The sequence below is a fragment of the Pseudomonas sp. J452 genome, assembly GCF_024666525.1.
GTDB lineage: Bacteria > Pseudomonadota > Gammaproteobacteria > Pseudomonadales > Pseudomonadaceae > Aquipseudomonas.
On sequence record NZ_CP088294.1, the window covers coordinates 2,616,486 to 2,630,764 of the forward strand.

At 63.8% G+C, this 14,279-nt stretch carries 16 protein-coding genes; 6 read left to right on the top strand and 10 right to left on the bottom strand.

All coding sequences use genetic code 11. The features are described from left to right. Positions 1 to 42: 42 nt before the first annotated feature. Positions 43 to 1,227, bottom strand: coding sequence for an acetate kinase (locus LRS11_RS11840; protein WP_260493192.1), 1,185 nt, complete (start codon positions 1,225 to 1,227; stop codon positions 43 to 45). 2 nt (positions 1,228 to 1,229) lie between these two features. Further along, positions 1,230 to 1,583, bottom strand: a complete 354-nt coding sequence (locus tag LRS11_RS11845; RefSeq protein ID WP_260493193.1) for a DUF3565 domain-containing protein — start codon at positions 1,581 to 1,583, stop codon at positions 1,230 to 1,232. Here LRS11_RS11845 and LRS11_RS11850 point away from each other — a divergent pair. From LRS11_RS11850 to LRS11_RS11870, 5 genes are all read left to right on the top strand, one after another. Continuing rightward, positions 1,552 to 2,037: a peptidylprolyl isomerase gene (locus LRS11_RS11850; protein WP_260493194.1), complete on the top strand. Its 486-nt coding sequence runs from the start codon at positions 1,552 to 1,554 to the stop codon at positions 2,035 to 2,037. The two genes, LRS11_RS11845 and LRS11_RS11850, sit on opposite strands and share 32 nt — an antisense overlap. A 203-nt stretch (positions 2,038 to 2,240) precedes the next feature. Further along, positions 2,241 to 2,723 carry a glutathione peroxidase gene (locus tag LRS11_RS11855; RefSeq protein WP_260493195.1) on the top strand — a complete coding sequence of 161 codons (483 nt, stop codon included), beginning with the start codon at positions 2,241 to 2,243 and terminating at the stop codon, positions 2,721 to 2,723. A gap of 122 nt (positions 2,724 to 2,845) precedes the next feature. Continuing rightward, positions 2,846 to 3,583, top strand: coding sequence for a nitroreductase family protein (locus LRS11_RS11860; protein WP_260493196.1), 738 nt, complete (start codon positions 2,846 to 2,848; stop codon positions 3,581 to 3,583). Positions 3,584 to 4,092: 509 nt separating this feature from the next. After that, a complete protein-coding gene (locus tag LRS11_RS11865) occupies positions 4,093 to 4,698 on the top strand; it encodes a TetR/AcrR family transcriptional regulator (protein WP_260493197.1) in 606 nt (201 codons plus the stop codon). 57 nt (positions 4,699 to 4,755) lie between these two features. Further along, on the top strand, positions 4,756 to 5,865 hold the full coding sequence (locus tag LRS11_RS11870) for an NADH:flavin oxidoreductase (RefSeq protein ID WP_260493198.1): 1,110 nt from the start codon (positions 4,756 to 4,758) through the stop codon (positions 5,863 to 5,865). Between the two features lie 160 nt (positions 5,866 to 6,025). Here the strand turns inward: LRS11_RS11870 and LRS11_RS11875 are convergent, their stop codons facing one another. The 3 genes from LRS11_RS11875 to LRS11_RS11885 form a co-directional block, all read right to left on the bottom strand. Then, a complete protein-coding gene (locus LRS11_RS11875; protein WP_260493199.1) occupies positions 6,026 to 7,195 on the bottom strand; it encodes a glycosyltransferase family 1 protein in 1,170 nt (389 codons plus the stop codon). A 224-nt stretch (positions 7,196 to 7,419) separates the two neighbouring features. Continuing rightward, the gene (cysZ, locus tag LRS11_RS11880) at positions 7,420 to 8,166 is read right to left on the bottom strand and encodes a sulfate transporter CysZ (protein ID WP_173208584.1); all 747 of its coding nucleotides are present in this window, start codon (positions 8,164 to 8,166) and stop codon (positions 7,420 to 7,422) included. A gap of 44 nt (positions 8,167 to 8,210) precedes the next feature. After that, positions 8,211 to 10,163, bottom strand: coding sequence for a diguanylate cyclase domain-containing protein (locus tag LRS11_RS11885; protein ID WP_260493200.1), 1,953 nt, complete (start codon positions 10,161 to 10,163; stop codon positions 8,211 to 8,213). A 227-nt stretch (positions 10,164 to 10,390) separates the two neighbouring features. Between LRS11_RS11885 and trxB the strand changes: the two genes are divergently transcribed. After that, a complete protein-coding gene (gene trxB / locus LRS11_RS11890; protein ID WP_260493201.1) occupies positions 10,391 to 11,338 on the top strand; it encodes a thioredoxin-disulfide reductase in 948 nt (315 codons plus the stop codon). 357 nt (positions 11,339 to 11,695) lie between these two features. Here the strand turns inward: trxB and LRS11_RS11895 are convergent, their stop codons facing one another. From LRS11_RS11895 to folE, 5 genes are all read right to left on the bottom strand, one after another. Next, on the bottom strand, positions 11,696 to 12,283 hold the full coding sequence (locus LRS11_RS11895) for a putative glycolipid-binding domain-containing protein (RefSeq protein WP_260493202.1): 588 nt from the start codon (positions 12,281 to 12,283) through the stop codon (positions 11,696 to 11,698). Between the two features lie 155 nt (positions 12,284 to 12,438). Further along, complete coding sequence (locus LRS11_RS11900) at positions 12,439 to 12,777, bottom strand: HopJ type III effector protein (RefSeq protein ID WP_260493203.1); 339 nt, start codon at positions 12,775 to 12,777, stop codon at positions 12,439 to 12,441. Next, the gene (locus tag LRS11_RS11905) at positions 12,777 to 13,067 is read right to left on the bottom strand and encodes a DUF1244 domain-containing protein (protein ID WP_260493204.1); all 291 of its coding nucleotides are present in this window, start codon (positions 13,065 to 13,067) and stop codon (positions 12,777 to 12,779) included. Before LRS11_RS11905 ends, LRS11_RS11900 begins: the two co-directional genes overlap by 1 nt. Positions 13,068 to 13,342: 275 nt before the next feature. Further along, the gene (gene folX / locus LRS11_RS11910) at positions 13,343 to 13,714 is read right to left on the bottom strand and encodes a dihydroneopterin triphosphate 2'-epimerase (protein ID WP_260493205.1); all 372 of its coding nucleotides are present in this window, start codon (positions 13,712 to 13,714) and stop codon (positions 13,343 to 13,345) included. Further along, a complete protein-coding gene (gene folE, locus LRS11_RS11915; RefSeq protein WP_260493206.1) occupies positions 13,715 to 14,275 on the bottom strand; it encodes a GTP cyclohydrolase I FolE in 561 nt (186 codons plus the stop codon). Positions 14,276 to 14,279 lie beyond the last annotated feature (4 nt).

Here is a 14,279-nt window from a genome sequence, read left to right on the forward strand (position 1 = left end):
GTCTCCCGTAACAGCGAGCTCTGCTCGCGAAGCGCTTGCCGCTCAGCCGAGCAGGTTCAGGGTGTCGAGGGCGATCTGCCGCTCCTCGTTGGTCGGCACCACCAGCACGCGCGGGCTTCCCGGACTGTGGATCGGCCCGGCGGCGCCGCGGATGCAGGCGGCGTTAGCCGTTTCATCGAGGGCGAGATTGAACAGCTTGAGGTGCGCCAGCGTCTTGCTGCGGATCAACGGCGAGTTCTCGCCGATGCCGCCGGTGAAGATCAGCCCGTCCAGCTGCGGCAGGGCGCAGCTCATGGCGGCCAGGGACTTGGCCAGGCGGTAGCAGAACACCTCGATGGCCAGCGTAGCGCCGACATGCCCCTGGGCACGCGCCTGCTCCAGGCTGCGCATGTCGTTGGATAGGCCGGATAGGCCGAGCAGGCCGCTTTCCTTGTTCAGCAGACTGTCGATGCGTTCCAGGCTCCAGCCCAGGGTGCGCGCCAGATGGCCGTGCAGGTTGGGGTCGACGTCGCCACTGCGGGTGCCCATTACCAGGCCTTCCAGTGGGGTCAGGCCCATGCTGGTGTCGCGGCTCTGGCCATTGACGATGGCGCAGGTCGAACAGCCATTGCCCAGGTGCGCCGACAACCAGCTGCTGTCGGCAAAGGCCAGGCCACTCATTTCGGCCGCGCGCTGGCTGACGAAACGGTGGCTGGTGCCGTGGAAACCATAACGGCGCACGCCATGCTCGCGATACAGCGCCTCCGGTACGGCGTAGCGGAAGGCGTGTTCGGGCAGGCTCTGGTGGAAGGCGGTGTCGAATACCGCGACCTGCGGCAGCTCGGGGAACAGCTTGAGCGCAGCCTCGATACCCAGCAGGTTGGCCGGGTTGTGCAGAGGTGCCAGCGGCGCGGTGGCGCGGATCGCCAGCAGGCTGAGCGGGTCGATCAGACAGGCGCTGGTGAACTGCTCGCCGCCATGCACCACGCGATGGCCGATGCCATGCAGCTGACCGCCAGCGGCACTCTGTACCAGTGGCAGCAGTTGGGCGAGGGCGGCGCGGTGGTCGCCACCCTGCAGCAGCAGGCTGTCCTTGCTGCCGGCATGCTGCCAGTGCAGCACCGCTTCCGGGCTGGCCAGGCGTTCAGCCAGGCCGCTGAGGATGAAGTCGGGTTGGGCCTGGTTGACCAAGGCGAACTTGATCGACGAACTGCCGCAGTTGATCACCAGAATATTGCGTGCCGGCATGCTTATTCCTTATCCGTTGTCGGCGCCTTGTAGGCTCTACCTTCCAGCTCGGCCTGGCACCAGCCGCAGGCGAACGGCTGGCCGATGCGTTGCTGGCGCTGCTGGGCATCGATCACCCAGTCACGCTTCTGCCAGGGCGGCTGGTGGCGCAGGTGCTGAGTATGGCCGCAGGACAGTTCTGCCACCCAGTGGCCTTCCTCGTCCTGGTGGAAGCCCAGCAGTTGGCTGGGTGGTGCGCTCCGTCCGTCCGGCTTCTGGTCGCATTCGACCGAGCCGACAGGTAAACTCGCGCGTTCTTCAATCTTTTGCAAAAGGTCCCACCTCATGCTGATCGCCACTAACAAGGCAGTCTCCATCGACTATACCCTGACCAACGATGCCGGTGAGGTGATCGACAGCTCCGCCGGTGGCGCGCCGCTGGCGTACCTGCACGGTGCCGGCAACATCATCATCGGCCTGGAAAAGGCCCTCGAAGGCAAGCAGGCCGGCGACGAGCTGAAAGTGGCCATCGAGCCGGTGGATGCCTACGGCGAATACAGCGCCGAGCTGGTGGCTACCCTCAACCGCAGCATGTTCGAAGGTGTCGACGAGTTGGAAGTGGGCATGCAGTTCCACGCCTCCGGCCCGGACGGCGGCATGCAGATCGTCACCATCCGTGACCTCGACGGCGACGACGTGATCGTCGACGGCAACCACCCGCTGGCCGGCCAGCGCCTGCACTTCCAGGTCAAAGTGGTTAGCGTTCGCGAGGCCCTGGCCGAAGAGCTGGCCCACGGTCATATCCACGGCGAAGGTGGTCATCACCACTAAGAACTGTTCACGATCTGCAGCTCTCTCTGATCCGCAAGATCGTGTTTCAGCTCTTATTGGCAGCCTGATTGATGACCCTGCAAAACGACTTATGGTCGTTCCAACGCGGGTCGCGGCTGCTACGCTGAGTGAACGGAAAAGGCGCCCGCGGGCGCCTTTTTTGTCCTCTGCGCAGAATCTCTTGCATTCTCAAGGAGTTATTCATGAGTGCCTTTCACGACCTCAATCTGCGTGCGCTGGATGGCCAGGATCTGCCCCTCGCGCCCTATAAAGGCCAACTGGTACTGGTGGTCAATGTCGCCTCCAAGTGTGGCCTGACCCCGCAGTACGCCGCCCTGGAAACCCTCTACCAGCAGTACCGTGAGCGCGGTTTCACCGTGCTGGGCCTGCCGTGCAACCAGTTCGCCGGCCAGGAGCCGGGCACTGAAGAGGAAATTCGCGAGTTCTGCAGCCTCAACTATGGGGTGACCTTTCCATTGGGCAGCAAGCTGGACGTCAACGGCCCCGGCCGTCATCCGTTGTACCGCCTGCTGGCGGGCGAGGGTGCCGAGTTCCCCGGCGACATCACCTGGAATTTCGAGAAGTTCCTGGTCGGCCGCGATGGCCGCGTGCTGGCGCGTTTCTCCCCGCGCACCACACCGGATGATCCGGCGCTGATGCAGGCCATCGAGAAAGCGCTCGGTTGATCGTCCTGGCGCATGTGCCCAATAGCGGGCAAATGCGCCAATGCTCCGGCTGTTTCCCCCGTATGGCTTGTCGAGCGGATCGTCGCCCTGCTTAATCGGCTGACTTGCCGAGGAGCTGCGCGATGACCAGTTTTCCCCATGACGAAACCGTGGCCCATGCCTCTCCGGCGGCCCTGCGCGCGCTGATCGAAAGCCGCCGCGCGGTGCGTCGCTTCACCGACGAGGCGGTGCCGGAGGCGGTGATCCGCGACTGCCTGGAGCTGGCCGTGCTCGCGCCCAACTCCTGCAACCTGCAGCCCTGGAGCTTCCAGGTGATTCGTGATCCGGCGCTACTGGCGCGCCTGCACCCGGTGTGCATGAGCCAGAACGCGGCCAAGGCGCCGCTGATCATCGCCGTGTTGGCGCGCCCGGATACCTGGCGCCAGGCCTGCCAGAACATCGTCGACTACTGGCCCGAAGCCGAGGTGCCGGCGCGCATCCGCAGCTTCTACGCCAAGACTGCGCCGTTCCAGTACAACCAGGGCCCGCTGGGCCTGTTCGGCCTGTGCAAGCGCCAGCTGGTGCGCCTGGCCGCGCTACGCAAGCCGCTGATGCGCACGCCCAACAGCCGGGCGCAGATGCGCATCTGGGCGGTCAAGTCGACGGCCCTGGCCGCCGAGAACCTGATGCTGGCCTTCCAGAGCCACGGCTACGCCACCTGCCCGATGGAGGGCTTCGACGAGGTGCGCCTGCGCAAGGTGCTGGACATCCCGCGCCAGGCGTTGCCGATCATGCTGCTGGCCGTGGGCCGCCAGGGCGAGAAGGGCGTGTACAACCCGCGCCTGCGCTTTCCCTTGGAACAACACGTCACCTGGCTGTAAGAATCTATTTAGGATCTTTTGATCGTCGGCCATGCTGCGTTGAAATGGGGACTCGGACTGCTCATTTACACTTCGTAAACTCCGCGTCCTCGTCCCCATTTCGCCTTGCCTGGCTCTAGCTCAAAAAATCCTAAACAGATTCTGCGCGCGTTCGCTTCTGCTGCTTAATCACCGAAAACAATAGTTGCGTAGGGCGGGTGAAACCCGCGTTGAGGTTTTTCGCGGGTTTCACCCGCCCTACGTCGGTGGCTGGCCAAAGCCTGCCTGCAGCACGCTGGGTAGATACTGGTATTCAGCACAAGCTTTTGTAGGAGCCAGCTTGCTGGCGATCAGCGGGACGCTGTCTGCGTATCGCCAGCAAGCTGGCTCCTACAGGATCAGGCCGGGTGGATAACGTTCTGCCTATCCACCCGCTTCCCCCCGACCGTCGCGGCGATCAGCACCCTGCCGGCTTCTGGGGCTAAATCACCAAAATCAATAGTGCTGGGCGGAGCGAGACGACCGGTCATATGCTCGCCGCCATGAACACCAGCATTCGATTCGACAAGCGTGACCTGATCCTGGCCAAGGGCTCGGCGGTGATGACCCGCCGCGGCTACCACGGCACCGGGGTGCAGGAAATCGTCCAGGCGGCGGGCATCCCCAAGGGTTCCTTCTACCACTACTTCGCGAGCAAGGAAGACTTCGCCCTGCAGGCCCTGGAGTTCGTCTACCAGCCGCGCCTGCAGCGCTATGCCGAAGCCTTGGGCAATCCCGAGCTGAGCCCGCGAGCGCGCATCCTGGCCTACTACCGCGAGCTGCAGGCGCACTTTCTGCGCCAGGAAAAGGCCGAATACCACTGCTTCATCGGCAGCCTGAGTTTCGAGATGAGCGAGCTGCTGCCGGCCATCGGTGCACAGGTCGAAGCGATTCAGCAGGCCTCGGTGGACACCCTTCAGAGCTGCCTGGAACAGGCCCGCCAGGCCGGCGAGCTGCATGCCGAGGAAGACTGCGCCAACCTCGCCAGCTTTATCGCCAACGCCTGGCAGGGTGTGCTGGCACGCCTCAAAGTCGGTCGCAGCACGCAAGCCCTGGATGCCTTTATCACCCGTCTGGAGCTGCTGCTGCAGCCCTGATTTTTTATAGCCCGATTAACGAGACGACCGGTCGACCGACCGGCTTGAGGAGTCCCCATGACCGCCCCCGTACAAGCCCTGTTCCAACCGTTCCGCCTGGGTAACCTGGAGTTGCCGACCCGCGTGGTGATGGCGCCGATGACCCGTTCCTTCTCCCCGGGCGGCGTGCCCAATGCCCAGGTCGTCGAGTACTACCGTCGCCGCGCCGCTGGTGGTGTCGGCCTGATCGTCACCGAAGGCACCACCGTTGGCCACCAGGCATCCAACGGCTACCCGCACGTACCGCGCTTCTATGGCGCCGACGCCCTGGCCGGCTGGAAGCAGGTGGTCGACGCGGTGCACGCCGAAGGCGGCAAGATCGTCCCGCAACTGTGGCACGTGGGTAACGTGCGCAAGCTGGGCACCGAGCCGGACGCCAGCGTGCCGGGCTTTGGCCCGAGCGAGAAAGTGAAGGACGGCAACGTGGTCGTGCATGGCATGACCAAGCAGGACATTGCCGAAGTCATCGCCGCCTTCGCCCAGGCCGCCCGCGACGCCCAGGCCATCGGCATGGACGGCGTGGAAATCCACGGCGCCCACGGCTACTTGGTCGACCAGTTCTTCTGGGCCGGCAGCAACCAACGTACTGACGAATACGGTGGCGACCTGGCCCAGCGTTCGCGCTTCGCCATCGAACTGATCCAGGCTGTGCGCGCCGCCGTGGGCCCGGACTTCCCGATCATCTTCCGTTTCTCCCAGTGGAAGCAGCAGGACTACAGCGCGCGCCTGGTACAGAGCGCCGAAGAGCTGGGTGCCTTCCTCAAGCCGCTGTCCGACGCTGGCGTGGACATCTTCCACTGCTCGACCCGCCGCTTCTGGGAGCCGGAGTTCGAAGGTTCCGAGCTCAACCTGGCCGGCTGGACCCGCCAGCTGACCGGCAAGCCGACCATCACCGTGGGCAGCGTCGGCCTGGACGGCGAGTTCCTGCAGTTCATGGTTAACACCGACAAGGTCGCCGAGCCGGCCAGCCTGGAAAACCTGCTGGAGCGCCTGAACAAGCAGGAGTTCGACCTAGTGGCCGTGGGCCGTGCCCTGTTGGTCGACCCGGACTGGGCGGTGAAGGTGCGCGACAGCCGCGAGCAGGACATCCTGCCGTTCAGCCGCGAAGCCCTCAAGCAACTGGTCTGATCAGCCCGTTTTACCCCTGTGCGCCGGCTTGCCGGTGCACCCTTCGAGCCCCGGCACACCGGGGCTTTTTTATGCCTGTCGGTTGGCGGCATGGGGCTTTGTGGGAGCGGATTTATCCGCGCTGCCGTTTGCCTTGCAGGCATCGCGGCTGCAGCCGCTCTTACGAAAGCCGCGCCTGCAACAGGTGTCCTTCGAACTGCTCGACGATTGCCGCCCAGCCCTGCTTGCCGGCGTGCTGGCGGGCGTTGAGGCGCACCCGACGCAAGGTTTCGCGGTCTTCCAGCAGCCAGTGGGCGGCGTCGATAAAGGCCTGCTCGTCGCCGGGCATGGCCAGCGCGCCGCTGTGCCCGTGGCGGATATGCTGGGCGGCGGCGGCCTGGTCGAAGGCGACCACGGCCAGGCCCGAGGCCAGGGCTTCGAGTACCACGTTGCCGAAGGTTTCCGAGAGGCTGGGAAAGAGGAACAGGTCGCCGCTGGCATAGTGCGCGGCCAGTTCCTCGCCACGTTGCAGGCCGCAGAAGATGGCGTCCGGCAGGGCGCTCTGCAGTTGGGCGCGCTGCGGGCCGTCGCCGACCAGCACCAGTTGCAGGCGCTGCTGCGGATAGCGTACCTGCAGGGCCAGGAAGCTGCGCTGCAGCAAGGCCAGGTTCTTCTCCGGAGCCAGGCGGCCGACATGCAGCACGGCAATGTCATCGTCATGCAGGCCCCAGCTGGCGCGCAGTTCGGCCGAGCGTCGCGCCGGGTGGAACAGCTGGCTGTCGACCCCGCGGGCGAGCAGTTGCAGGCGTTCGAAACCCCGCCGTTGCAGCTCCAGGCTCTGGCTGGCGCTGGGCACCAGGGTGGTTCTGGTACGGTTGTGGAACCAGCGCAGGTAGTGGGTGAGCAGGCGGGCCAGCAGGCCCAGGCCGTAATGCCCGCTGTACTGCTGGAAGTTGGTGTGGAAGCCGCTGACCACCGGAATGCCCAGGCGCCGGGCCGCACGGATGGCGGACAGCCCTAGCGGGCCTTCGGTGGCGACATACAGCACGTCCGGGCGGTTGTGCTGCCAGCGGCGCAGCAGCTTGTGCAGCGCCGATTGGCCCCACTGCAGGCCGCTGTAGCCGGGCAGCGGCCAGCCGCGGGTCAGCAGCAGGTCATCGTCGCTGCGCCGCTGCTGGTCGTCGTTCTGCCGTGGGCGGATCAGCTGCAGGCGGTGGCCACGCTGCTGCAGCCCCTGGCAGAGGCGCCCGAGAGTATTGGCCACGCCGTTGATTTCCGGCGGGAAGGTTTCGCTGACGAGAGCGATATGCAGGCTTGTGACAGTCATGGCAGCAGTTTCGGCTGCTGCCATGTAGCGCAGATGACGCTGTGGTTACCGGGTTGTGACGGCGCTGGCCTCGGAGTCTGTTCACGATCTTCTGAATTAGAGCCAGACAAGGAAAAAACGGCTGAGGAAGCGCAGTTTACGATCTGTAAATGAGCATGACTCGCTCCGCTCGCCCCTTCGGGGCCGCCCCATGGGCGTTAGCCGCAAGAGGCTTTCCGAAGCCGTTTTTAACGCGGTATGGCCGCGAGTCAGGAGGTCGTGGATAGACTCTCGCGCTCACGCACCCAGAACAGCGTGGCCCCGGCCACCGCCGCCGGCATCACCAGGATATTGAAGAAGGGGATCAGCAGCGCCACATACACCGCGCCGCCAAAGCCCAAGCTCTGCCAGCGCTTCTCGCGCAGCCAGGCGAGCATGTCGTCCCAGCTGACCTTGTTGTTGTCGCAGGGGTAGTCGATGTACTGCACGGCCATCATCCAGATGCCGAAGAGAATCCACAGCGGCGCGGCGATCAGGTTGAGCACCGGCACGAACGTGAGGATCAGCAGGGGAATGGCGCGTGGCAGGAAGTAGGCCAGCTTGCGCAGCTCGCGGCCGATGGTGCGCGGCATCATGGCCAGCAGCTCGTTCCAGCTGAACGGCGGGAAGTCATCGCGGCCCCGCACCACCACTTCGACCTTTTCCGCGAGGAAACCGTTGAACGGCGCGGCGATGATATTGGCCAGCAGGGTGAAGCTGAAGAACATGATCACCAGGACCAGCAGCACGAACAGCGGCCAGATCAGGTATTCGAGGAAGCTCAGCCAGTCCGGCAGGTTGGGCATGAAGGTGTCGACCCAGCCGCCGAACTGCTGCATGGCCAGGACGATCAGGCCAATGAACAACAGCAGGTTGATGGTCAGCGGCAGCAGTACGAACAGGCGCAAGCCGGGGCTCATTATCAGTTTCAGGCCTTCGCCCAGATACTGCGGGCCAGACAGGGCGGGTTTGAGCATGGTGAAGCTCCGGTAGGCTGATTAACGCGCCGACCTTACCGATTTTACGACTCTGAAGAAAGCGCTTCGGGCTGGTAGACGCAGGCCCGGTTGCGCTCGCGCTTGGCCTGGTACATGGCGCTATCGGCAGACTTGATCAGGCCCTCCGGGTCCTGTGCGTGCTCGGGGTAGAGGGCGATACCGATACTCGGTGTAACAAAGTCGATGTGCTGCGCGCCCAGCTGCAGTGGCGTGCTGAGGGCGGCGATCAGGCGTTCGGCAAGCTTGAGCGCCATCTCGCAGGTGGCATCCTGCAACAGCAGGGTGAACTCGTCGCCACCCAGGCGATAGACCCGATCCGGCTGGCGCATGGCATTGCGCAGGCGCTCGGCGATCTTCTGCAGCAGGGCATCGCCGGTGTCGTGGCCGAAGCGGTCGTTGACCTCCTTGAAACGGTCGAGGTCGAGGTACAGCAGGGCCAGCTGACCTTGCTGGCGCTGGGCTTGCTCCAGGGCATTCTTCAACTGTTCGGCAAAGGCCTTGCGGTTGCCCAGGCCGGTCAGCGGGTCGCGGTAGGCCATGTCGAGCAGCTGGTTCTGGTACGCCACCTGGGCGCTGATGTCGCGCAGGATGCCGCGAAAGCCGCTGAAGCGGCCCTGGCCGTCGTGAACCAGGGAGAAGCGCGTTTCGTAGTAGCCGAGGCTGCCATCGCGGCGGCAGAAGGGTGCGGCGAAGGTGGCGTTCTCGCCACTGTCGCGAGCCTGGGCGAACAGCTGGCTGGCGCGTCGGCTGTCGTCGGCATTGAGGATGTTATCGAACCGGTGCAGCAGCAGTTCCTCGGCGCCGTAGCCGAGCATCTGGCAGAGCGCGCGGTTTACCGCCAGGATAACCCCGCTGGCATCCAGCTCGAAGTAGCCATCCTGAATGGCATCGAGAATCTGCCGGTCGCGGGCTTCGCTTTGCTCCAGGCGCTCGAGCATGCGGTTGGCCTCGCCGGCCAGTTGGCCGAGCTCGTCGCGACCGCTGTCGCTGAGGCGCTGGTGCGCGGAGTCCGGACCGATGGCGGCCATCTCGTGGTTCATGCGTGATACCCGATGCAGGATCCAGCGCTCCAGGCCCAGGTAGATCAGCAGCCAGGCGAGCAGGCCGATGGCGCTGCTCAGTAGCAGGAAAATGCCGATGGTCTGGCGGCCATCCTGATAGAGACGCCGGTCCTTGGTCAGCTCCAGCAACAGCTCGGGCTCGCCGAGGTTGTTGCTGTACAGCAAGCGCCGCTGCTGGCGCTCGGCATCAAGCAGCCGGCGTGGGCTGATATGGATTGGGTTGAGGCTGTTGTTGAGGGTGGGGATCAGTCGCCATTTCGCCTGCGTGCCGTCTGGCGGCAGCAGGCGCAGCGCGGCATTGACCCGGGACTGCAGTTGCTCGGCGCGCTCGCCATCGATGAAGTGCCCGGCGATCAGGGTGCCGAGTGGTTGCAGGGTGCCTTCGCTGTTGCTGATCGGACTCATGGCCAGCACCACGGGGACGCCATGCACCACCACGACTTGGCTTTTGAGCTCGCCGCTGCCCTTCAGGCGTTTACTCAGGCTGAGGATACCTTCGCGCAGCGCCAGGTGATCGCTCGGGCGCTGGTCGCCGAGTACCAGCAGCTCCGGTAGATCCGGTGGCTGCCACTGTTCGGCGTAGACCCGATCCTGCCGGTCGAGGAAGACCATGAAGTCGAAGTCCATCAGGCGCATGGCTTCGGTATCCATGTTGCTGCGCATGAAGTCGGTGTTGCGATCCTGCATGAATACGTAGCTGTCATCCCACTCTGCGTAGCCGTGCACCAGGTCGAGAGCGTGTTTGAGACCATCGTCGAGCACGCTGCGCAGGCGTTTGGCCTCGGTGTCCAGCAGGGCGCTGTCCTGGCGATCGAAACGACTGAGGATGAGCTGCTGCGAGAGTACGAAGGCGCTGCTCAGAACCAGCGCCAGCAGGGGGCCAAACAACCAGAACAGACGTTTGCGCAGAGTCATGACGGGTTTACTGCTGGGGCTCGGTGATGAGGTTGAGTATAGCCATGCATGGATAGGACTCCGGGTCACATAGCCAGACTCTATGGCTGGCATTGAGAAACGAAATTTTGGCCTATCTATCGGACTGCGTAGGCTGGCCACAGTTGCGTTTTCCAGGGGCCGTCCGCTTCTTTCAAGCCTTCCCCAAGTGCTTTGGTCGGCCCCTCTTTTATTACCTGGAGTTGTCCATGTCCGCCATTCGTCATTCCCGCGTGATCATTCTTGGCTCCGGCCCGGCCGGCTACAGCGCCGCGGTGTATGCCGCTCGGGCCAACCTCAAGCCGCTGCTGATCACCGGCATGCAGGCCGGCGGCCAGTTGACCACCACTACCGAAGTCGACAACTGGCCGGGCGACCCCCATGGCCTGACCGGCCCGGCGCTGATGCAGCGCATGCAGGAGCATGCCGAGCGCTTCGAGACCGAGATCGTCTTCGACCATATCAATGCGGTGGACCTGGCCGGCAAGCCCTTCACCCTGAGCGGCGACAATGCCACCTACAGCTGCGATGCGCTGATCATCGCCACGGGCGCCAGCGCCCGTTACCTGGGGCTGCCGTCCGAGGAGCTGTTCATGGGCAAGGGCGTGTCCGCCTGCGCCACCTGCGACGGTTTCTTCTACCGCAATCGCGAAGTGGCAGTGGTCGGTGGCGGCAACACGGCGGTGGAGGAGGCGCTGTACCTGGCCAATATCGCCAGCAAGGTGACCCTGGTGCACCGCCGCGAGACGTTCCGCGCCGAGAAGATTCTGCAAGACAAGCTGCGCGCGCGGGTCGCCGAAGGCAAGATCGTGCTCAAGCTGAATGCCGAAGTCGATGAAGTGCTGGGCAACGATATGGGCGTTACCAGCGTGCGCCTGCGCAACAATGATGGCAGCAGCGCAGAGCTAACGGTCGACGGTCTGTTCGTGGCCATCGGCCACACGCCGAATACCTCGTTGTTCGAGGGCCAGCTGGCACTCAAGGACGGTTACCTGGTGGTCAATGGCGGGCGCGAGGGCAATGCCACTGCTACCAACGTGCCCGGCGTGTTTGCCGCGGGCGACGTGGCTGACCACGTCTATCGCCAGGCCATCACCTCGGCCGGTGCCGGCTGCATGGCGGCGCTGGATGTGGAGCGCTATCTGGACGCTTTGTAAGCGTTTTCCGTTGCTAGGAAAAAGCCCCGCGATTGCGGTAATACCGTTCACTTAAGCGCTTTTCTCCCCTCTCCCGTTTACGGGAGACGACTGCATGGATGCAGGAGGTAGGGCGACGCAGGAAGCCAAAGCCGAGGGGCCGGGGGAAAGGGTAGGGCAGGCCACTTGTAGTGGTCAGGTGCGCCCCTCTCCCTAACCCTCTCCCACAAGTGGGAGAGGGGACTGTCCGTGTTGCCGTAAAGCCATTCTCCCGTTGCATGGCTGCTGCATGTGCCACCAAGAAAAACGCCGCAATCCGAACGGATATCGCGGCGGTTTTCTTATGTGAACAGCATTACCGCGGATGGCGGGGCTTTTTCATACCAGGGTATTCAGGCTCAGGGTGCGCGAGCTGATGCGCAGGTACTGCGCACTGGAGCGCATCAGCAGGGCGTCCTGGTCGACCAGTAGTTCGCTGGCGGCATGGCCTTCCGCCTCACTGCGGTACAGGGTTTGGCCTTCACTGTGACTCAGGCATTGGTAGCGCTGGCTGCGGGCTTCCACGCGCAGGCTGAGCAGATCGACGTAGGCGACGTCCAGCTGTTCGCTTTCGCCGATTTCCAGGGCGCAGCGCTGCAGGGCAGGGGTGTGGGTAAACGGCGAGGCGGAAAGCATGACCTGCTGGCACTGGGCGAGATCCTCACGCAGTTCGCCGTTGAGGAACCAGTGGCCGCGGATATCGCGACGCAGATCGAGGCTGCGCTGGCCCTGGTTGTCGACTTTCAGCCAGAGGCGGCGGAAGCGCCAGCGCACATCGCACTTGAGCACATAGGTGGCGGCAATGCTGTTGCCGCGGATGCTCTGCATCAGGTGACTGCTGGCATTGATGCCGTGGCTGTCGATATCCAGGCTGAGGTGCTCGACGCCCGGGTTGCTCCAGGGTTTCCAGACCAGACTTTGTTGCATCCTTGCACTCCACGGCTCAAGGGCCGGGGCCTCGCGTCAGCATCCTGCTGACGACCTTACTGGAGGCACCCGACACTCAGATGGCGGCAGAATACGGGGCTTTCTAGCGGCTGTCTGTCAGCCAAAGCCTACAGTTGGGCAGCTTTTTGCGCAGCTCAGGCCTTGCGCGTGAGCGGCTGGTGCTCGAAATGCACGCTGTGCAGGCCAGTGTCCTGCAGGGCGCGAATATTACCGTGGTCGCTGCCGTCCGGGCTGGCCAGCACGGCGCGGTAGTGCTCGCCGAAGGCGCGCAGGGTTTCTTCCAGGCTCAAGCCTTCGAGCAGGGCCAGGCCGAGGGTCTTGCAGGAGCCTTCATTCTGGCCGCTGGCGTTGTCCACGCTGCCGTTGCGAAAGGCGCTGGGCTGGTAGTCGTAGTGCGCGGCGACGAAGGCCAGGGTCTCGGCAAACAGGAACTGCTCGCTGTGCAGGCGGGCGCGGAAGTCTTGCAGGTTCATCAGTGTTTTCCCTTGGCGAAGGCGGCCTGTTGTGCGGCGCTGGCTTCTTTCTGGTGTTTGGCTTTCCACTCGGCATACGGCATGCCGTAGATCTCTTCGCGGGCCTGGTCGACGCTGACCTCTACTTCGAGGTCGTCGGCGGCGGCCTTGTACCATTTGGACAGGCAGTTGCGGCAGAAACCGGCCAGGTTCATCAGGTCGATGTTCTGCACATCGGGGCGCGAACGCAGATGCTGGACCAGGGTGCGAAAAGCAGCGGCTTCCAGTTCGAGGCGTTGTTGTTCAGTCATGGCAGGCTCCCGGACGACGATGGAGGCGCAGATGATAGAAGGCCGGGGCAGGGCCGGCAACGCCCGCCTCCTGAGCGGCGGCGGGGTTACGATCTCCTGACTGTCGGCCATACGGCGTTAAAAATGCCCTCGAAATGCTCATTTACAACTTGTAAATTCCGCTTCCTCGGCCATTTGATTCGCTGGCGCTCACCCTTCGGGCCAGCCTGCGGCTGTTACTCCCGTTGGTCGTTTGGCCTTGTCTGGCTCTAATTCAGAAGATCGTAAACAGGTTTCTAGCGTTCGGCAGCCAGGGTGATCGACACCGATTCGGCGAAGCGCAGGGCGTGCAGCTTGTCGACTTCCACTTCGGCGTAGTGCACGGCCGGGTTGCTCATCACCAGGTCGAGGATTTCCTGGGTCAGGCGCTCGAGCAGGGCGAAGCGGTTTTCCTCGACGTGACGGATCACCGCCTTGGTGATGGTGCGGTAGTTCAGCGCGTGGTCGATGTCGTTGTCACGCACCGCCTCGTCGGCCGGGTAGAGGATGGTCAGATTGATCAACACATCCTGCTTGTTGAGGATTTCCTCTTCCTTGATGCCGATATAGGTACGCAGGCGCAGATCCTTGACGCGGATACGCGCCATGCCGGGGTCCAGGCGTGGCATTTACTTGCTCCGTCCGATCAGTTGCAGGAATTCCTGGCGAGTGTTGCAGGACTCGCGGAAGGCACCCAGCATAACCGAGCTGCTCATCACCGAGTTCTGCTTTTCCACCCCGCGCATCATCATGCACATGTGCTTGGCCTCGATCACCACGGCCACACCGGCGGCGTTGGTGACCTGCTGGACCGCATCGGCGATCTGCTTGGTCAGGTTCTCCTGGATCTGCAGGCGCCGCGCGTACATGTCGACGATGCGCGCCACCTTGGACAGGCCGAGCACCTTGCCGGTGGGGATGTAAGCGACATGCGCCTTGCCGATGAAGGGCAGCAGGTGATGCTCGCACAGCGAATACAGCTCGATGTCGCGGACGATCACCATCTCGTCGTTGTCGGAGGCGAACAGCGCGCCGTTGACGATCTCATCCAGCGACTGCTGGTAACCATGGCAAAGGTACTGCATGGCCTTGGCGGCACGCTTGGGCGTATCGAGCAGGCCCTCGCGCTCGGGGTTTTCACCCACGCCAATGAGAATTTCACGGTAGTGCTGCGGCAGTTGCGGATTCATATAA